Annotated in this window: 18 protein-coding genes; 11 read left to right on the top strand and 7 right to left on the bottom strand. The window is 68.7% G+C overall.

Going from position 1 to position 18,094, the window contains the following annotated elements:
• Positions 1-1,548 carry a succinic semialdehyde dehydrogenase gene (locus GYB83_RS04620; RefSeq protein ID WP_161894370.1) on the top strand — a complete coding sequence of 516 codons (1,548 nt, stop codon included), beginning with the start codon at positions 1-3 and terminating at the stop codon, positions 1,546-1,548.
• A gap of 90 nt (positions 1,549-1,638) precedes the next feature.
• Here GYB83_RS04620 and GYB83_RS04615 read toward each other — a convergent pair whose 3' ends face one another.
• A complete protein-coding gene (locus GYB83_RS04615) occupies positions 1,639-2,349 on the bottom strand; it encodes a cutinase family protein (RefSeq protein WP_161894369.1) in 711 nt (236 codons plus the stop codon).
• A 24-nt stretch (positions 2,350-2,373) separates the two neighbouring features.
• On the bottom strand, positions 2,374-3,090 hold the full coding sequence (locus GYB83_RS04610) for a DUF6474 family protein (RefSeq protein ID WP_161894368.1): 717 nt from the start codon (positions 3,088-3,090) through the stop codon (positions 2,374-2,376).
• Positions 3,091-3,214: 124 nt separating this feature from the next.
• On the opposite strand from GYB83_RS04610, the gene GYB83_RS04605 reads away from it, so the two are divergent.
• Complete coding sequence (locus tag GYB83_RS04605) at positions 3,215-4,867, top strand: TM0106 family RecB-like putative nuclease (protein WP_161894367.1); 1,653 nt, start codon at positions 3,215-3,217, stop codon at positions 4,865-4,867.
• A 92-nt stretch (positions 4,868-4,959) separates the two neighbouring features.
• Here the strand turns inward: GYB83_RS04605 and GYB83_RS04600 are convergent, their stop codons facing one another.
• The 3 genes from GYB83_RS04600 to GYB83_RS04590 all read right to left on the bottom strand — a co-directional run bounded on the left by GYB83_RS04600 (position 4,960) and on the right by GYB83_RS04590 (position 8,133).
• Positions 4,960-6,210: an IS110 family RNA-guided transposase gene (locus GYB83_RS04600; protein ID WP_161894366.1), complete on the bottom strand. Its 1,251-nt coding sequence runs from the start codon at positions 6,208-6,210 to the stop codon at positions 4,960-4,962.
• A gap of 331 nt (positions 6,211-6,541) precedes the next feature.
• Positions 6,542-7,303 (bottom strand): SDR family NAD(P)-dependent oxidoreductase, encoded by a 762-nt coding sequence (locus GYB83_RS04595; protein ID WP_161894365.1) that lies wholly within the window; start codon positions 7,301-7,303, stop codon positions 6,542-6,544.
• Between the two features lie 104 nt (positions 7,304-7,407).
• Entirely contained in the window at positions 7,408-8,133 is a 726-nt protein-coding gene (locus tag GYB83_RS04590; protein ID WP_161894364.1) for a TMEM165/GDT1 family protein, read from the bottom strand.
• Positions 8,134-8,260: 127 nt separating this feature from the next.
• On the opposite strand from GYB83_RS04590, the gene GYB83_RS04585 reads away from it, so the two are divergent.
• From GYB83_RS04585 to GYB83_RS04570, 4 genes are all read left to right on the top strand, one after another.
• Positions 8,261-10,282, top strand: coding sequence for an ABC transporter ATP-binding protein (locus GYB83_RS04585; RefSeq protein ID WP_161894655.1), 2,022 nt, complete (start codon positions 8,261-8,263; stop codon positions 10,280-10,282).
• A gap of 1 nt (position 10,283) precedes the next feature.
• A complete protein-coding gene (locus GYB83_RS04580; RefSeq protein WP_161894363.1) occupies positions 10,284-11,033 on the top strand; it encodes an energy-coupling factor transporter transmembrane component T family protein in 750 nt (249 codons plus the stop codon).
• Positions 11,034-11,156: 123 nt separating this feature from the next.
• Entirely contained in the window at positions 11,157-11,639 is a 483-nt protein-coding gene (locus GYB83_RS04575; RefSeq protein WP_161894362.1) for an ABZJ_00895 family protein, read from the top strand.
• 52 nt (positions 11,640-11,691) lie between these two features.
• Positions 11,692-12,234 (top strand): dihydrofolate reductase family protein, encoded by a 543-nt coding sequence (locus GYB83_RS04570; RefSeq protein WP_161894361.1) that lies wholly within the window; start codon positions 11,692-11,694, stop codon positions 12,232-12,234.
• A gap of 70 nt (positions 12,235-12,304) precedes the next feature.
• Here GYB83_RS04570 and GYB83_RS04565 read toward each other — a convergent pair whose 3' ends face one another.
• Positions 12,305-12,934 (bottom strand): superoxide dismutase, encoded by a 630-nt coding sequence (locus GYB83_RS04565; protein WP_161894360.1) that lies wholly within the window; start codon positions 12,932-12,934, stop codon positions 12,305-12,307.
• Between the two features lie 144 nt (positions 12,935-13,078).
• Here GYB83_RS04565 and msrA point away from each other — a divergent pair, with 144 nt between their 5' ends.
• Positions 13,079-13,792: a peptide-methionine (S)-S-oxide reductase MsrA gene (gene msrA / locus GYB83_RS04560; RefSeq protein WP_161894359.1), complete on the top strand. Its 714-nt coding sequence runs from the start codon at positions 13,079-13,081 to the stop codon at positions 13,790-13,792.
• Positions 13,793-13,802: 10 nt separating this feature from the next.
• Positions 13,803-14,864, top strand: coding sequence for a winged helix DNA-binding domain-containing protein (locus tag GYB83_RS04555; protein WP_161894358.1), 1,062 nt, complete (start codon positions 13,803-13,805; stop codon positions 14,862-14,864).
• A 3-nt stretch (positions 14,865-14,867) separates the two neighbouring features.
• On the opposite strand, the gene GYB83_RS04550 is transcribed toward GYB83_RS04555, so the two are convergent.
• Positions 14,868-15,596, bottom strand: a complete 729-nt coding sequence (locus tag GYB83_RS04550) for a VOC family protein (RefSeq protein WP_161894357.1) — start codon at positions 15,594-15,596, stop codon at positions 14,868-14,870.
• 441 nt (positions 15,597-16,037) lie between these two features.
• On the opposite strand from GYB83_RS04550, the gene GYB83_RS04545 reads away from it, so the two are divergent.
• From GYB83_RS04545 to GYB83_RS04535, 3 genes are read left to right on the top strand one after another with little or no spacing between them, the layout of a single operon-like run.
• Positions 16,038-16,370 carry a rhodanese-like domain-containing protein gene (locus tag GYB83_RS04545; RefSeq protein ID WP_161894356.1) on the top strand — a complete coding sequence of 111 codons (333 nt, stop codon included), beginning with the start codon at positions 16,038-16,040 and terminating at the stop codon, positions 16,368-16,370.
• Positions 16,367-17,284 (top strand): DUF4328 domain-containing protein, encoded by a 918-nt coding sequence (locus GYB83_RS04540; RefSeq protein ID WP_161894355.1) that lies wholly within the window; start codon positions 16,367-16,369, stop codon positions 17,282-17,284. Before GYB83_RS04545 ends, GYB83_RS04540 begins: the two co-directional genes overlap by 4 nt.
• Positions 17,281-18,066: a glycerophosphodiester phosphodiesterase family protein gene (locus GYB83_RS04535; RefSeq protein ID WP_161894354.1), complete on the top strand. Its 786-nt coding sequence runs from the start codon at positions 17,281-17,283 to the stop codon at positions 18,064-18,066. Before GYB83_RS04540 ends, GYB83_RS04535 begins: the two co-directional genes overlap by 4 nt.
• The last annotated feature ends 28 nt before the right edge of the window (positions 18,067-18,094 follow it).

Raw genomic sequence — 18,094 nt, 5'->3', positions numbered from 1 at the left:
ATGCCGAAGCCGTCACCCGCCTACTTCTCCCGCCTCGCGAAGCTAATCGCGATCGACGGTGAGCGTCCCACCAAGCCGGTCCTCGAAGCGTTCAGCGGCGCCGAGATGGCGACCATCCCGGTCGGCACCGCCGACGACGTCGAACTGGCCGTCGCACGTGCGCGCGCCGCGCAGGTCCAGTGGGGCGCGCAGTCGCCGCAGAGCCGTGCGAAGGTGCTGAACCGCTTCTCCGAGCTGGTGCACGACACCGCGCAGGAGCTGATGGACATCGCACAGGCCGAGACCGGCAAGGCCCGCGTCTACGCGCAGGAAGAGGTCATCGATGTCGCGCTGACCGCCCGCTACTACGCGCAGCAGGGCCCGTCGATGCTCGCCGATCAGCACGTCCAGGGCATGCTGCCCGGTGCGACCGACGTCCGCGTCCGCTACCAGGCGAAGGGCGTCGTCGGCGTCATCAGCCCGTGGAACTACCCGCTGACCCTCGCGGTGTCCGACGCGGTGGCCGCTCTCGTCGCGGGCAATGCGATCGTCATCAAGCCGGACAGCAACACGCCCTACTGCGCCCTCGCGCTCGCCGAACTGCTGTACAAGGCCGGACTGCCGCGCGAGCTGTTCGCCGTGGTCCCCGGACCGGGTTCGGTCGTCGGTCAGGCGATCGTCGCCACCACCGACTACCTGATGTTCACCGGTTCGTCGGCGACGGGCGCGACCCTCGCATCGCAGGCGGGCAAGCGGCTCATCGGCTTCTCCGCCGAGCTCGGCGGCAAGAACCCGATGATCATCACCGCGGGCGTGAACATCGACGACGCCGTCGCGGGCGCGGCTCGCGCCTGCTTCTCCAACTCGGGTCAGCTGTGCATCTCGATCGAGCGCATCTACGTGGAGCGCTCGATCTCCGACGAGTTCACCGCCAAGTTCGCCGACTACGTCAAGAACATGACGCTCGCCGCCGTCTACGACTTCACCGCCGACATGGGCTCGCTCGCCTCGGCGCAGCAGATCGACACCGTGCAGGCGCATGTCGACGACGCCGTCGCCAAGGGCGCGAAGGTGCTCGCGGGCGGCCGCAAGCGCGCCGACCTCGGCCCGTTCTTCTACGAGCCGACGGTCCTCGGCGACGTCTCCGACGAGATGACCTGCTTCGCCGACGAGACCTTCGGTCCCCTCGTGTCGATCTACCCCGTCGACTCGGTCGACGAGGCGATCAAGCGCGCCAACGACACCGAGTACGGCCTCAACGCCAGCGTCTTCGCGGGCAGCACGTCGCAGGCGCAGAAGATCGCCGAACAGCTGCGCGCGGGCACCGTCAACATCAACGAGGGCTACGCCGCGGCGTGGGGTTCGACGGCGGCGCCGATGGGCGGCATGGGCGTCTCGGGCGTCGGACGACGTCACGGCGTCGAGGGCCTGCTCAAGTACACCGAACCGCAGACCATCGCCACCCAGCGTGTCATCGGTCTCGACGGCGTCAAGGGCATCCCGCAGAGCCTGTTCCTCAAGCTGACGCCGACCCTGCTGCGTTCGCTGAAGTACCTGCCCGGCCGCTGATCACCGCCCGAGACCTTCACGCCCCGAGCGTCGTCTCCCGCTCACGAACTGTTCGTGAGCGGGAATGAACGCTCGGGGCGTGAGTCGTCTCTAGACCCGTCGGGCGACGTACGCGGCGGCGGCGTCGGTCATGCCGTTGACGGGATAGAGCAGATGCAGCAGGTTGGGGCCGCCGAGGCGGGCGCCGTTGCAGATGGTGTCGCCGCCGGCGCAGTAACGGGCCGTCTTGCCCCGGTAGGCCCGTCCGACGCGCATCACGGGCGCTCCGGCGTCGCGCAGGAACCGGTCGGACGGCGGACCGAAGAGGACGACGGCCTTCACGTGGGGAGCGATCGCCGCGGGCAGCGGCTTCGGCGCGTACCGCTGGTACTTCGCGTAGCTCGGCGGGAGCGTCACGGCGTCGGACAGGGCGTAGGCGGCCAGTGCCGCGCCCTGCGAGTAGCCGCCGACCACGATGTCGGTCGACGGGCACGCGGCCGCGATCTGCTTCACCCGACCTTGCAACGCTTTCACGCCGTCGATGAACGTGTGGGCGAACGCGAGGCGATCGCGGAAGTCGCTGCTGGCGCGATACCGGACGGCCTCGACGCGGATGCTCTTCCCCGGTTCCCTCGCCCGGAGCGACCGCTCGAACGCGATGCCGGTGACCCCCAACGGCGGCGCCGTCTCGGCGGTTCCGCGAGCGAAGAGGACCTGAACGTCCGGACATCCGCGGGCGGCGGCCGCCTGCGCGGGCACACAGACAACGCCGACAGACGCCAGGACGGTCAGGGCGACGCAGGCGAGTGTTCGCTTCAGCATGTGGTCATGGTAACCACCGGATCGCTACACAGGGTGGACGTTGAGGCGAGCCAGGAGGTCGTTGTCGATGGCCGTCAGCTCGTTGTCAATCGCTCGTTGAGCCGATTTGCGCTGGGCGGGAGGCATGACGTCCGCCGCGTCGGCCGCCACCTGGAGATTGTCCAGGCGGCCCGTCATCGCCGCGACGAAGTCGCGTCCCTCGGCGGTCGACTCGGCCGCGGCCACCTTGCCCGCGGAGTCGCGGGACGTCGCGATCCGGGCGCGCAGCGCGGCGCTCGGGCCGCCGAACTGGGTCAACACGGCGGCGGGGACACCGGCGCGCTGCGCCTGGTAGGCCGTCAACTGGGCGCGGGCGGCGACCGCCCCGCGGTAGGCGATGGGGACGACGATCGGTGCGGCCATCCGTCCGACGGTCAGGAAGCGCTTCATCTTCGCCGGGGTGAAGAACGCGGCCGCGGCGTCGGCCTTGGCCTGCTCGGCGATGGTCTTGGCCTCCGCCGCGGCCACTTTGCTCTGGGCCTTCGCGGTGACCTTCGCGGTCTTGCGTTCGCTCTTCTGCGCCTTCTTGTGGAACTTCTGCTCGGTGCGCAGGTCCTTCTTGTGGAGCTTCCGCTCGGCGGCGGTGGCCGCCTTGGCCTGAGCCTTGGCGCGATACTTGATCGCCTTCTCTTCACCCTTGCGGATCTTCTTCTCCGCCTTGCGTTCCGTGCGCTGCTCGCGCACCGATGAGAGCAGTCCCATGCCCGTCCTTCCGTGACGAAACTCGACACCTGCAAATGATTGTCTCCAGCTTTGCATAGTCTCGTGAGGTAATGAATCACTCGGTCCGCCGGACGGACCGTCAACGCGAAGCGAGGCCGCCGTCGTGAGTTCCGCCGTTCTGGGCGCACGCAACCTCACCGGGTGCGAGCACCGTCTGGCATTGGACTTCACCGAGCGGGGCGACGCCGCCGCGTCCGACACGTCCCCGGAGGCCCGCCGCCGGATCGAGGCGGCGCAGGTGCATCGCGACCACGTGATCGCCACACTGCACGGCTTCCAGAGCGACCGGCCGTCGCAGGACGCCGTCGTCGTGGACGGTGAACGCCACCGCGATCGCGTCGAGCAGACCCGTCGGGCCGTCGAGCAGCGCGCGGCGTGGATCTTCCAGGCCGCTCTGCCGACGGACGTCGATCACGGACGGCGCGGCCACGCCGAGGCGCTCCTGCGGCGGGGCGACGGGTACCTGCCGGTGATCGTCGTCAACCACCGGGTGACGACGCTGGTCAGCGGCGAACGACCGGCCGACGCGCCGCCGCCCACCCTGCGGACGTCGCCGCTGTGGGGTTGGCATCCGGCGGTCGACGCGACTCGGTCGTTGCGCTCGCAGCGCCGCGACGTGATGCGACTGGCGCATCTGACGACGATGCTCGACGACCTCGGCTGGAGCGCGACCGATGCCGACGAGCGGGTAGGCGGGCTCATCGGGCTGGACGCCGACTGCATGGTGGTGGTCTCGCTCGACGCCGCGCTCGCCGAGTACTCCACCGAGTTCACGCGCCGTCACGCCATCGCCGACGGCGAGATCGCGACCGAACCGCGCAAGGTGGGGGAGTGCCGCAGCTGTCATTGGTGGACGCGTTGCGAGGCGCAGCTCGCCGATCGTCACGACGTGAGCCTCGTGGTCGGCGGCAATCAGGCCACTGTGCTGATGGACGCCGGGATCACCACGTTCGACCAGCTCGCGTCGTACCGCGGCGACCCGCCCGCCGACTGGCCCGCCGCCGTCCCGTTCGCCGACGCCGTCGTCTCCGCGAAATGCTGGGTGGACGACCTGCCGCTGGCGAGACGCCTCGACCGGCCCCGACTGCGCCGCGCCGACGTCGAAGTGGACGTCGACATGGAGAGCTACTCCGAGCGCGGAGCGTACATGTGGGGCACCCTGCTCACCGATACGACCGACCCGTCGCTCGAGGTCCGGTACCGCCCGTTCGTCACGTGGGACCCGCTGCCGACGCTCGACGAAGGCCGGTCGTTCGCCGAGTTCTGGTCGTGGATGTCGGCCGAACGACGCAAGGCGCGAGCCGCGGGCAAGACGTTCGCCGCCTACTGCTACTCGCAGCAGGCCGAGAACCGCTGGCTGCGGGGCAGCGCCGACCGCTTCCACGGCGTTGTGCCCGGCGTGCCGTCGCGAGCCGAAGTCGACGCGTTCATCGGCTCCAAGGAGTGGGTGGACGTCTTCGAAGCCGTCGGCAAGAACTTCGTCTGCCCGCGCGGCAAGGGCCTCAAACGGATCGCGCCGATCGCCGGGTTCGCCTGGCGCGACGCCGAAGCCAGCGGTGAGGCGTCGATGGAGTGGTACTCGGCCGCCGTCGCACTCGACGGGGCAGACCTCGACGAGACGCAGCGCGCCCGGCTGCTCACCTACAACGAGGACGACGTCCGCGCCACCAAGGTGCTGCGGGAGTGGATCTCGTCGGACGACGTCTTGGAACTCCCCACGGTGCGCGAGATCCTCACGCACCGCGGGGACGACTGACGGCCTTTCGACTCGCAAGCTCGCTCAAGGAGCGGGTGGGACCGGAGGTCTCGCTTCATCCGATCCTTGAGACATCCCAGAACGGGAACGTGTCAAGCAGCGATCTTGAGGTCGGCGTTCGCCCATGCGATCGCGGGGTCGTACGGGTGGTGTCGGGCTAGGCAGCCGTGGAGGATTCCTGTCAGTTTGTTGGCTAGTTGGCGGAGCGCGGCGTTGTGGTTGATCCCTCGATCACGCTGCTTGCGGTAGTAGGCATACGCATATTTGTCGTGCATGATCGCAGCGTTGGCCTGCCGTACCGCGGCGTCGAGGGCCCAGTCGTTGCCGGCCTTGCGGGCGCAGACGATCCGCAGCTTTCCTGACTGCCGGGTGAGCGGGCTGGTCTGGGCGAAGTTCCGGCGGTCCTTCGCCGTCTGGAAGCGAGTGGAGTCGTCGCCGTATTCACCGCACAGGCGTGCCCCGATGACCTGGCCGATACCAGGTTGACTGAGGTAGATCTCAGCATCGGGGTGCCGCGAAAAATGGGCGTTCACCTGCTCCTCCAGCTCTGCGATGTGACTGGAGGCGGAGGCGATCACACGCGTGGCTGCCCGGACAGTGATCGCGTAGGCCTCGGCGATCTCCGGGCCGATCGGTAGTTGCCGTTGCCGCAACGCTTGCACGATCCAGGCGGCTTTGGCGTCCTTGTCATGGCGACGAGCAAGGAGCGGAAGTACCTGCCGCACAGTGATCCTCGCTCCGGCAGCAGGGGTAGGTACCAGCGTCACCAGCCCCAGGATCGTCTTGTCGTGGAGTGGGAGGTCGTACTTCGCGGCGATCGCGACGATCGCGGGGTGGTACTCACGCAACGTCGACCGTAAACGATTGGTCTGACGAGTGCGGTCCCATACCGCGCGTTGGTGTTCACGAGTGAGAATGCGGATTGCAGCAGATCCTTCGGAGTCGGCACCGATCTTGGTGAGCGTACGGTGCCGGGAGCGGACCAATTCCGCCAGGCCGAGGGCATCGCCGCTATCGCTCTTGGCTTTCGAGTTTGACCAACTCTCACGAAACCGTTTGGCCTGCAACGGATCGACTCCGAACACGTAGTATCCAGCGGCGACCAGTGCCTGGACCCAGGGCCCGTGATTGAGTTCGATACCGACCATGACCTCGAGAGCGTCGTCGTCGAGGTCGTCGTCGCTGGTGACTGTCGTGAGGGCAGCTCGTGCCACGACGTCGGTGAATGCGGTGATCCCGGCGGGGCCTTCGGGGACCCGGGCTCGGGCCAAGACCTTCTGACTATTGTCGATCACGACCAGGTCGTGATGGTCTTCGGCCCAGTCGTCTCCTACAAACAACATGTCCCTCGACCTCCCCTTTGCTGCTCGTTTCCTTCCTCTGGCGGACGTCGGTGCCGCCCGAGGTCGGCAGCCGGGGTCCGGCGAGCGGGTTGCGGACTAATGGCGCAGTGTTCACACCACACCCGGGCGGGTGGGTCGGCACGTCATCCCAGCAGCAATCAGATGCTCGTCAGGCGAAGCCCTCGGGGGCACGATCTCAAGGTAGGGCTCACGAACAGTGACCCAGCGAGCTGAAGTGCTCACCCGAAGGCTGGCTACCTCAACTAAGTCTGCCAACTCTGGTCGGCAACCTCAGTCCATTCCATTAGCGAGCGGAGCGAGTCGAAAGGTCCTAACGCGGCGCCATCCGGAGCGCGCCGTCCATGCGGATGGTCTCGCCGTTGAGGTAGTCGTGGTCGACGATGAACGCGGCGAGGTCGGCGTATTCGGACGGTTCGCCGAGACGCTGCGGGAACGGGATCCCCGATTCGAGCGTCGCCTTGATCTCCGGTGTGACACCGGCCAGCATCGGCGTGTTGATGGTGCCGGGGGCGATCGTGCACACGCGGACGCCCGCGCGGGCGAGGTCGCGGGCGGCGGAGATGGTCATCGCGTGCACTCCGCCCTTGGACGCGGTGTACGCGATCTGCCCGATCTGGCCCTCGAACGCCGCGACGGATGCGGTGTTGATGATGACGCCGCGCGCATTGTCGTCGGTCGCGACCGGCTCCTGTTGCATGCGGTTCGCGGCCAGGCGCATCACGTTGAACGTGCCGACGAGGTTGATCTCGATGACCTTGCGGAACAGATCGAGGCTGTGCGGGCCCTCCTTGCCGAGGATCCGCGACGCCCAGCCGACGCCGGCGCAGTTGACGGCGACGCGCAGCGGGAGCCCGGCGTCGACGATGGTGTCGATGACGGCTTGGACCTCCGACTCGCTCGTGACGTCGGCGGCGATCAGGGTGACGCCGCCGACCGGCTCGGCCTTGTCGATGGACGGCTGCAGGTCGATGCCGAAGACGGTCGCGCCCGCCGCGGCGAATCGGGCTGCGGTGGCGGCGCCGAGGCCGGAAGCGGCTCCGGTGACGATGACTGCTGAGCCGGTGACGTCCATGTGGGGGTTCCTAACGTGTTCGCTGTCGCTGACCCACAGAGTTGTACCGATCGATCGCTCGGTCTGTCAACGTTTCGGTACCCGCTCCCGTCGTCGACACCCGCTCACTTCGGGAAGGGAGCGGGTGCAGTCGAGGGGAGCGGATCCTCGGCGAGGGCCTCGGCGGCACGACGTCTGTTGGTCGCGACGATCCACGCGACACCCACTGCCGTGATGACCGCCGCTGCGACGAGAGTCAGGACCACGACCAGCGCAGACGCGCCGATGAGGCCTTCGACGATCAGCCAGATCGCGAACGCGAAGAACAGCACGGCGGCGCCGAGCGCGATGGTCCGCTCGGGAAGATGACGACCGAGGACACGTCCGACGACGATCGCGAGCGCGTCGGCCGCGACCATGCCGATGGTCGAGCCGATCCACACCCCTAGCCAGTCGTGATCGGCGGCCAGCGCGATCGTCGCGAGCATCGTCTTGTCGCCGAGTTCGGCCAACAGGAACGACGACATGACGGCGAAGAAAACCGATCGCCCCACGCGGCCGGCCTTCGACGACTCGTCGTCGTCCAACTCGTCGCCGCGGACGGTCCACAGGCCGAACACCAGCATCGACAGGCCGCCGACGATCGACATGAACTCCGTCGGGATCGACAGTCCGAGGAAGTGCCCGAGGAACACCGATGCCGCGTGCACGAGGGTCGTCGCCGTCAGGATCGCCGACAAGACCACCCACCAGCGGTACCGCAGGGCGAACGTCATCGCCATGAGCTGGGACTTGTCTCCCAGTTCGGCGACGAAGATGACGGCGAAACTCAACGCCAGGGCAGCGATCATGAGGCAAGGTTAGGGTGACCTGCATCCCACATTCAACTGTCCGGACGGCCCGGAGAACCGCAGGTCGGGGGCCCGGAATGGACTGTTCGGGTACCCGCAAATCCGGTCCAGGCACAATGGGGCGGTGATCTCCCCACCAGCAGTCGACGACCGTCGCGCCGTCACCGGGCCGCTCAAACCGATCGAGATCGCGTCCATCGCGATCTTCAGCGGCCTCACCGTGGTGCCCGCCGTGATCGTCGCCGTCGTCCCGATGGCCGCCGCGCTCGGCTTCGTGACACCCGTGCCGATCGCACTGCTCGCGGCCCGCACCCGTCCGCGGGCGGTGATCGCGGCGATCGTGACGACCGTCGCCGTGACCTTCGCGGTCGCGGGACTCGGCACGGCGTTCGGCGTCGCGATGACCGCGGTCATCGGCGGCATCGTCGGCGAAGTCCGACGCCGTGGCGGCGGAACGGCCGTCCTCGCGGCGCTGTCCGTGATCGTCGCGCCCGCCATCGCCGGGATCACCGTCCTGCTGATGTGGGTGCTGAAACCGCTGCGCACGCTCGGCCTCGAAGTGTTCGACAACATCCTGACCGGCCTGGCGAAAGTGCTGCGCGGAGTCAGACTGACCGGTGCGGGCGACGCCGTCGAACGCTTCTCCGGCAACGTCGTCGACAACTGGTGGCTGTGGCTGTGGGTTCCGGGGACCATCGGGACGTTCCTGACGCTCGTCGTCGCGGGCTGGTTCCTCGGCAAGATCCTCGACCGGCTCGCCGACGTCAAGCTCGACGACACCCTCGAAGCAGCTCACGTGATCGGCGACGTCGACCCCGACCCGCTGCCGCTGCGCGCTGTCGGCGTCGGATACCGCTACCCCGGAACCACCCGCGACGTCCTGACCGGCATCGACCTGGAACTCCACCGTGGCGAGTTCGTCGCGATCGTCGGAGCCAACGGCTCCGGCAAGTCGACGCTGTCCAAGATCCTCGCGGGCGTGGAACCCGCGATCGGCATCATCGACCGGCCCGGGGCCCCCGGCCTCGGACGGCGCGGCGGGACGGCACTCGTCCTCCAACGTCCGGAAGCGCAGATGCTCGGCTCACGCGTGGCCGACGACCTCGTGTGGGGACTGCCGGACGACCAGGCCGTCGACGTCGACGGTCTGCTCGCGGAGGTCGGCCTCGCCGGGCTCGGCGACCGCGACACGTCCGACCTGTCCGGCGGCCAGCAGCAGCGACTCGCCGTCGCCGCGGCACTGGCGCGCGGTCCCCGTCTGGTGATCGCCGACGAGGTGACGTCGATGGTCGATCCGCAGGGACGCGAGGAACTGATCGGTATCCTCGCCGACTTGCCGCGACGCCACGGCATCACCGTCGTGCTGATCACCCACCGCGACTCCGAGGCGCGCGCCGCCGACCGCATCATCCATCTCACCGACGGCCGGATCGTCGATCACCATCCGGAGTGGATGCGACCCGAGAAGTCGGCTCCGGCGCTGAACTCGAACCATCACGACGGCGACCCTCTCCTCGTCGTCGACGGAGTGCGGCACACCTACCTGCAGGGATCGCCGTGGGAGGTGACCGCACTGCACGAGGTGAGCCTGCGCGTCGACCGCGGCGACGGTGTCCTGATCGTCGGCGGCAACGGCTCGGGCAAGTCGACGTTGGCGTGGATCCTCGCCGGACTCACCAAGCCGACCGGCGGCGAGGTGCGGATCGGCGGCGACCCCGTCGCGGAGAACATCGGCAGCGTCGGACTCGGTTTCCAGCACGCTCGACTGCAGTTGCAGAAGGTGACCGTCGGCGACGAGATCATGGCCGTCGGCGGCGAGAGCGTCGGCACCAGCGAGGTCGGCCGAGTCCTCGACCTCGTCGCGCTGCCGCGGGAGTTCGCCGCCAAACGAGTCGACTCCCTGTCCGGCGGCCAGATGCGCAGGGTGGTCCTCGCATCGCTCATCGCGTCCGACCCCGAGGTGCTGGTGCTCGACGAACCGCTCGCGGGGCTCGACCCGCAGGCTCGAGAAGAGGTGCTGGGCGTCCTCGCCAGGCTGCGCGACGACGGCGCCACCATCGTGATCATCTCGCACGACCTCGAATCCCTGGATCGGGTGTGCAACCGCCGTGTCGAACTCGTCGCGGGCGTCCTGGAAGGCGGTGCCTGACATGCAGATGCCGATGCTGCGTCAGATCCCCGGCGACTCCCCGGTCCACCGCCTGTGGGCCGGGACCAAGCTGATCATCATCTTGGTCCTCGGCCTGATGACGTGGATCCTCCCGTCGTGGCCCGCCCTGGGCTACGTCGCCGCCTGCCTGATCGTGTTCGCGCTGCTCGCGGGGATCCCCGTCGGTGCGCTGCCGCGTCCCCCGTGGTGGTTCTGGGCCGTGATGGGCGTCGGCGTCGCCTGGTCGTGGATCGCGCGGGGCAGCGACGGGGGACTCACCGCACTGCGGGCGGTCCTGCTCGGACTCGTCGTCCTCGCGATGTCGGTGCTCGTCGTGTGGACGACGCCCGTCGCCGAACTCGCCCCGGCTCTCGCCGTCCTGATGCGGCCGCTCAAGCTGCTGCGACTGCCCGTCGACGAGTGGGCGGTGACCATCGCGTTGACCCTGCGCGGCCTGCCGCTGCTGCTGGAGGAGATGCGCCTGCTGTGGGCCTCGCACCGGCTGCGCCCCAAGTCGAGCGCGTCGTCCGGCCACCCGTCCGCCGAGCCGTCGATCCTCGACATCATCGTGGCGGCGATGTCGTCGGCGATGAGGCGCAGCGCCGAGATGTCGGAGGCGATCACCGCACGCGGCGGCACCGGGCGTCTCACCGCGTATCGATCCGCACCCCGCAGGCTGGACGTGATCGTTCTCGTGGTCTTTCTGATCGTGTCGGCGGGCGCCGCGGCGGCGGGCATCGTCTGGTTGTAGGCCCGCCATTTGCGGCCGGTGTGCTGCGGTGGTCGGGGATGGTCCGTTAGTCTGATTCCTCCAGGGGCATTCGCGATAGTTGCGAAGTCGACGGCCCCCGCAGACGACGATGGGACTGTGCACGTGCTTCGCGAGACGGAACCGGCGCGACGCAGCGGCGCGCAGGAGTCGGTCGACGTGAGCCTTCGCCCGTACGTCGTCCGCTATCTGATCGCCTCCGCGGTCCTGTCGTGCGTCTTCCTCACCATCAGTTGGGCCGTGTTCTGGCCGCTCGCCGGGCTCGGCGGCCTCCTCGCAGCCATCATCGCCGCCGCTCACTCGGTCGATCGCTTCGTCTCGACGACAGGTCGACTGCCGACCGGGCCCGAACGTCGGCGGATGATCGCGGCCTTCATCGTGGCGGCCGCGGTGATCGACGTGGTGCCGCTCGGCGTGTACGCGGCGGTCGCGTCCGGCGGGCTGCCGGACGTGCTGGCGCGAACGACGATCCTCCTCGGCATCAGCGGTTCGTTCGCCTGCCAGATGGTGTGGATCTGGCTGACCGTGCGGTTCTATCCCGAGATCGTCGGCCGGGGCGACGGCCAGTCCCGGCAGAATGGACGCTGATCGCTCCCGGGGCTCACCGGCCGCCGACGACCTTCGACGAGGGGACAACCCGATGACCGGCTACATCTTCTACACCGCGTCCACCCTCGACGGCTTCCTCGCCGACGAGAACGACTCCCTCGACTGGCTCCTCACCCAGCCGATCGATGAGGACGGGCCGCACAGCATCGCCGACCTCATGGCGGCGACCGGGGCCATCGCGATGGGCTTCACCACCTATCAGTGGCTGGTCGACCACATCACCGCAAGCGGTGAGGAGTGGCCGTATCCCGACCATCCGACGTTCCTGTTCACTCACCGCGACGTGACGCCCGTCCATCCGACGGTCACGGTGGTCGCCGGTCCGCCGTCCGATCATCGCGCCGCGGTGGAAGCCGCGGCGGGCGACAAGGGGGTGTGGGTGGTCGGCGGCGGTGATCTCGCAGCCCAATTCGCCGAATCCGACATGCTCGACGAGATGCTCGTGTCATTCGCGCCCGCCACCGTCGGATCCGGCCGACCCCTCTTCCCCCGCGCCTGGGACTTCGAGCTCCTCGAGACCGTGCAGAACAAGGCCTTCGTCATCGCGCGCTACCGCGTCGTCGGACCGCGCTGACACGACTCGTACGGAGACGAGAACGGCGGCCGCCCCGAGTGGGGACGACCGCCGTTTCGCGTGCGAGAGGTCAGGCGGGGACGATGAGTCCCGAGCCCTGGGTCTTGGCGCGGGCGAGCCGCTCCGAGGCGTCGTCCCAGTTGACGATGTTCCACCACGCCTTGACGTAGTCGGGCTTCACGTTCTGGTAGTCGAGGTAGAAGGCGTGCTCCCACATGTCGAGCATGACGACCGGGATCAGGGCGGCGGAGGTGTTGCCGCTCTGGTCGGTGAGCTGCTCGATGACCAGACGCTGACCGATGGTGTCGTAGCCAAGGATGGCCCAACCCGAACCCTGCAGGGTGGTGGCAGCGCCGGTGAAGTGGGCCTTGAACTGCTCGAAGCCGCCGAAGTCGATGCCGATCTGCTCGGCGAGGTCGCCGGTGGGCTCGCCGCCGCCGTTGGGCGACAGGTTCTTCCAGAAAATCGAGTGGTTGGTGTGGCCGCCGAGGTGGAAGCCCAGGTTGGCCGAGAGGCCGTACACCTTGGTCGCGATGGTTCCGTCTTCGCGTGCCTCGGCCAGCTTGGCGAGGGCGGTGTTGGCGCCCGCGACGTAGGTCGCGTGATGCTTGCTGTGGTGCAGCTCCATGATCTTGCCGGAGATGTGCGGCTCAAGGGCGCCGTAGTCGTAGTCGAGTTCGGGCAGGGTGTAGTCAGCCACGATGTTCCTCTCAAAGATTTTCGCGAAAGATCCGTACTGGGTCCAATGAACAACATTTCCGCAGAGCGGTACTTATTGCAACAGATCAGCTCATCGCCGTGTTCCCGCCGCCGCCGGTCGACGGATCCGCCGTAGCCTGGTGGCATGAGTCTCTTCGATCGCCTCGTCGCCGCGTCCAATGTCAAGACCGCGATGGTGCCGCGCGAGAACGCGCTGCCGGGTCGCGCCGTGCCCCTTCCGCTGCGCGAGGAGAACATCGTGCTGCATCGCCCGATGCGCGGGCAGGCGTCGCCGGACGGCGGCTTCGCTCCGTCCGGGATCGGCGAGTTCGGTCCCGATCTGAACGCGATCGTCGTCGCGGGCGGCTGTTTCTGGGGAGTCGAAGAGATCTTCTGGCAGCAGCCGGGCGTCTACACGACCGCCGTCGGCTACGCGGGCGGCTACACGCCGAACCCGACGTACGAGGAGGTCTGCACGGCCCGGACCGGTCACACGGAGTCGGTGCTCGTCGTCTTCGATCCGGTGCAGACGTCGTCGAAGACGCTGATCGAACTGTTCTTCACGTCGCACGATCCGACACAGGAGATGCGACAGGGCAACGATGTCGGCACCCAGTACCGGTCGGCGGTCTTCACCTTCGACGATGCCGATCTCGACCTCGCCGTCGCGTCGGTGGAGAAGTACGGACCGACCCTCGCCGACGCGGGCTACGGCCCGATCACCACGGAGATCGCGTCCATGACCGACGCGGGCGACGGTGTCTTCTACTACGCCGAGGATCTTCACCAGCAGTACCTGCACAAGAATCCCAACGGGTATCGCTGCCACGTCTCGACCGGTCTGGCCTTCCCCGCCTGACCGGCGCCCGATGCCGGACGAGATCACGCTCGAGCAGTGGAACCGCACCCTGCTCGAACGCCAACACCTGCTCGAGCGGGTCGACGACGACATCGTCGACGTCGTCGACCGGGTCGTCGGTCTGCAGTCGCAGGACCCGCAGGCCGCGTTCTACGGGCTGGCGTGCCGAGTCGAGGGCTTCGATCCGGCCGACGTCGACGAACTCCTGACCGACCGTGAACTCGTCCGGATGACGCTGCAGCGCGGCACCGTCTTCCTGGCCGACGGGCTCGACGCCCGGTGGATCCGGGAACTGCTGCAGCCGATGCTCGACGCGGCGGTCGAGACGAATCACGGCCGCAAGCTGTCGGCGGTCACCGCGGCCGACGTCGCCGACCACGCGCGGACAGTCCTCGCCGACGGCCCGGTCGCCGCATCGGCGCTGCGCGCGTCGTTGGCGCGGCGGTGGCCCGACGAGCCGGCCGCCCACATGGCCGCCGTCGCACGCCTGCGACTGCCCGTCGTCCAGGCGCCGCCGCGCGGCCTGTGGAAGCGGTCCGGCGGGCCGACGTACGCGCTGCTCGACGACTGGATCGGTCCGGGGGAGCCCGCGGTCGTCGGCGACGAGGCGCGTCGAGACCTGATCCGCCTCTACCTGCGCGGCTTCGGGCCCGCATCGATCGCCGCCGTGCAGACCTGGTCCGGGCTGACCGGTCTCGGACCGCTCATGGCGTCGATGGAGGCCGACTGGGAACTCGTCGTCTACACCGGTCCGAACGGGGAGACGCTGTACGACCTCGACGGGCTGGCGATCGCCGCGGGCACCGAACCCGCGCCGGTCCGCTGCGTCGCTCCCTACGACAATCTGATCGTCGCCAACGCCGACCGCGTCAGGGTCGCCGATCCGGACCACTACCGTGCGCTGTGGACCCCCAACGGGCAGTTTCCCGGGTTCGTCCTCGTCGACGGCCGACTCGCCGCCACCTGGAAGCCGGGGAAGGACGGCGTCGAACTGACCGCCCTCCGCGATCTCACGCCCGCCGAGCGCGGCGACGTCGAACGCGAGATCGCGCTGGTGGGCGAGCTGGGGTGACCGTCAGGCCCCGGTCCGCGGATTGCGCGCGGAGACGACGTACCGCCTGCCCGTCGGGTCGGACATGACGACGCGGTCGGCGGTGCGGTCGACGACCGTCGCGCCCCAGTCCTCGTGGCGTTCCACCTCGACCGCCAGGTTGCTCGCGGCCACGTCGATGTACGCGCCGCCGTGCTCGTCGTCGGACCGGACGAGGACCACCTGCAACGGCAGGGCCGGGTTGCGCGTCAACGTCCGACGGTCCGGTCCGCCGGGCGCGTCCTGGCCGGTCAGAGCCGACCAGAACGCGATCTCGGCGTCGAACTTGGCCGTGGGCACGTCGTAGTCGATCTGATCGACGATGCTGATCGTTCCGCCGGGCCAGCGGATGGGGCGGGCGCGGAGGGTCTCCCCGGTCCATTCGACGAGGCAGAACCGTCCGCCCGCGGGCGACGCCATCACGCGGTGGGTCCCGTAGTCGGCGAGTTCGCGCGCGCCGAGCGCCACCGCTTCGAGCGCCGCGGAGGCCGGATCGTCCACCGAGATGTCCAGATGCGTTCCGCCGGGGCCCGAGCCGATGCGCTGCACACGCAGGTGTGCGTCGCCGTTGAACGGGTCGAGGGACGCGAACTCCTTCGACGCTCCGCGCGGCGGCGACACGGTGCTGCCGGAGATGGCGCGCCAGAAGGTCACTTCGGAGCCGAAGTCGGCCGCCGGGAAGTCGAGGAAGGCGGTCAGCCAGCGGACATGCACCCGTTGATCTTAGGTCGTGACTCGCGGGACGTGTCGTCACCCCGCAGCGTGTGCGGCGGCAACTCGATCGTCCTGCCTGAAGTTGAAGTCGAGAGTTTTGCCCGGCGAGTTGTCCCCAGGTTGTCCCCAGGTGTGGATGTGGACAGCCCGGTGAAATCTACTTGTCGGTAGGTCGTCGACGACGTGCCACGGGCCCGAATCTGACGTGAATTCGAGACGGCTGTCACAGATCCACCCCTGTTTTCCTAGGTCTATCCACAATTCCACAGGGTTGTCCACAAGTGGCCCAGGGGCTGTTGGTGAATGCCGAACACCCTGTGAATGACGTTGTCCACCGAGCCTGTGGAAATCGCTATGCAGGTCTGCATAGTTGCGGGGTGATCGCCGGACGGCGCTGTCCGCCGCACGAGGTGAGCGTGTGGAAAACTGGTTCAGGTGAGCATGGGCGACATCGAGTCGGTGAGTGTCACCGAACTGCCGGACGACTTCACCGACGATCCGACGCGGATCCTGCTCGACGTCCGCGAGGGCTACGAGTGGGATGAGGCGCACGTCCGCGGAGCCGTCCACATCCCACTCGGCGAGGTGCCCGGACGCATCGACGAGATCGACCTCGATCGCGACCTGCTCGTCGTCTGCCGCACCAGCGGGCGGTCGTACCGGATCATGGAGTACCTCCTCAACAGGGGCATCGACGGAACCGTCGTCACCGGCGGCATGGTGGCGTGGATCGGTGCGGGCAAACCCGTCGACACGGGAGACGCGACTTCGTGACTGCCCCGGTCAACTTCGACGTCTGTCCCTCCTGTCGGATCCAAGCGCCGCACCGGGACGGCCGCACCGTCTGTCCCCGCTGCGGCGGCGCACTCGTCCAGACCGCGCCCCGCGCGCCCCGTCGGCCCCTGCTGAAGTGGACGGCGCACCGGCCGCGGGAGGCGATGCCCGCACCTCGCGGACCTCGCCGCCCGCCGCCCGGACCCACGCCGTCGTACGCGTACAACCCGGGCTGGGGACTCGTCGACGTCCCGGCGTCCGCGACGACCGTCGTCGATCCGGTGCCTGCGACCACGTCGGCGCTGACTCGCTCGATGACCCTCACATGCCTCGTCCTCGGGGCGACGGCAGTCGTGCACGGCGCGCGGTACGCCATCGCGGTCGCCAATCGCACACACCCGATCTCGACGTGGCTCGACTGGCTCAGCAGCATCGCCGTCATCGTGTTCGGCATCATGTCGCTGATCGCGGTGATCGTCACCATCATCTCGTTCGGGCGGTGGGTCCGCGAGATCCGCGCCCGGCACTTCGCGGCCGCAGGCTACGTCGATCCGCGTCGACCGTGGATCGTCACCGCATTCGTCGTCACGCCGCTCGTCAATGTCGTCGGGGCCCCCTGGATGCTCCATGAGGCGGCGCACCTCGCCTCGGACGAACGCGGCGCACGCCTGCGGCAGCGTCTCGCCGTCGCCTGGGCTCTCGTCAACGGAGTCGCGCTCTTCACCTTCGGGTACCGGATCGCCGCATGGGCCACCGACTCGCTCCAGGTGGAGGCCGACGCCCTCGCCCTCGTCACACTCTCGTTCGCGGTGTCGGCAGTGTTCGCGCGCTGGGCGATCGTCCGCATCGAGCGGTTGGCGGGAACGGCGTCCGACGACGACGCCACGCCGACCCGACGGCTGGTCGCGGCGTGAGTCCGCGCGAGGTGTCCCGCTCGGGCAAACCGGCAGTCGTCGCGCACCGCGGGGCGTCCGGCGAGATGGCCGAGCACACCCTCGGGGCGTACGAGCTGGCGCTGCGACAGGGGTCCGACGGCCTCGAATGCGACGTCCGGCTCACCGCGGACCATGAGCTCGTCTGCATCCACGACCGGACCATCGACCGGACGTCGGACGGTTCGGGCATCGTCAGCGAGATGACCCTGGCCCAGCTCCGCGAGCACGACTTCGGGTCGTGGCACAGCGGGACGCAGGCGAGCGTGCTCACCCTGCGGGAGCTGCTGACGTTGACCCTCGACTGGCATCGGCCCGTCCGGCTGTTCATCGAGACCAAACATCCCGTCCGCTACGGCAGTCTCGTCGAGACCGCCCTGCTCGAGATGCTGCACGAGTTCGGCGTGGCGACGCCGCCGTCCGCCGACCACTCGCGGGCCGTCGTCATCTCGTTCTCATCGGCCGGCGTGTGGCGCATCCGCCGCAGCGCCCCGATCCTGCCGACGATCCTGCTCGGCGACACGGCGCGGATCATCGGCGGCACCGCGGCCACCGCGGTCGGAGCGACCGGCGTCGGCCCGTCGGTGGAGACCCTCCGCCTGCACCCCGAGCTCGTCGATCGTGCCGCGGCCGCCGGGCGCGTCACCTACTGCTGGACGGTCGACGAGAAGCCGGACGTCCAACTGTGCGCCGACCTCGGCGTGCGGTGGGTCGCGACGAACCATCCGGCGCGAGTTCGGGACTGGCTCGTCACCGTCGACTGACCCGCCGGGCGGGCTCTGCGACACTGGT

The sequence above is a fragment of the Gordonia spumicola genome (assembly GCF_009932475.1).
GTDB lineage: Bacteria > Actinomycetota > Actinomycetes > Mycobacteriales > Mycobacteriaceae > Gordonia > Gordonia spumicola.
The sequence above is the reverse complement of the archived record's forward strand: the minus strand, read 5'-3'. Positions and strand labels throughout refer to the sequence as shown.

Excerpts from the sequence above, each read along its gene's own strand:
- GYB83_RS04620 (WP_161894370.1), top strand. The coding sequence starts at position 1 with ATGCCGAAGCCGTCACCCGCCTACTTCTCCCGCCTCGCGAAGCTAATC.
- GYB83_RS04615 (WP_161894369.1), bottom strand. The coding sequence starts at position 2,349 with ATGCTGAAGCGAACACTCGCCTGCGTCGCCCTGACCGTCCTGGCGTCT.
- GYB83_RS04610 (WP_161894368.1), bottom strand. The coding sequence starts at position 3,090 with ATGGGACTGCTCTCATCGGTGCGCGAGCAGCGCACGGAACGCAAGGCG.
- GYB83_RS04600 (WP_161894366.1), bottom strand. The coding sequence starts at position 6,210 with ATGTTGTTTGTAGGAGACGACTGGGCCGAAGACCATCACGACCTGGTC.
- GYB83_RS04595 (WP_161894365.1), bottom strand. The coding sequence starts at position 7,303 with ATGGACGTCACCGGCTCAGCAGTCATCGTCACCGGAGCCGCTTCCGGC.
- GYB83_RS04590 (WP_161894364.1), bottom strand. The coding sequence starts at position 8,133 with ATGATCGCTGCCCTGGCGTTGAGTTTCGCCGTCATCTTCGTCGCCGAA.
- GYB83_RS04580 (WP_161894363.1), top strand. The coding sequence starts at position 10,284 with ATGCAGATGCCGATGCTGCGTCAGATCCCCGGCGACTCCCCGGTCCAC.
- GYB83_RS04570 (WP_161894361.1), top strand. The coding sequence starts at position 11,692 with ATGACCGGCTACATCTTCTACACCGCGTCCACCCTCGACGGCTTCCTC.
- msrA (WP_161894359.1), top strand. The coding sequence starts at position 13,079 with ATGAGTCTCTTCGATCGCCTCGTCGCCGCGTCCAATGTCAAGACCGCG.
- GYB83_RS04555 (WP_161894358.1), top strand. The coding sequence starts at position 13,803 with ATGCCGGACGAGATCACGCTCGAGCAGTGGAACCGCACCCTGCTCGAA.
- GYB83_RS04545 (WP_161894356.1), top strand. The coding sequence starts at position 16,038 with ATGGGCGACATCGAGTCGGTGAGTGTCACCGAACTGCCGGACGACTTC.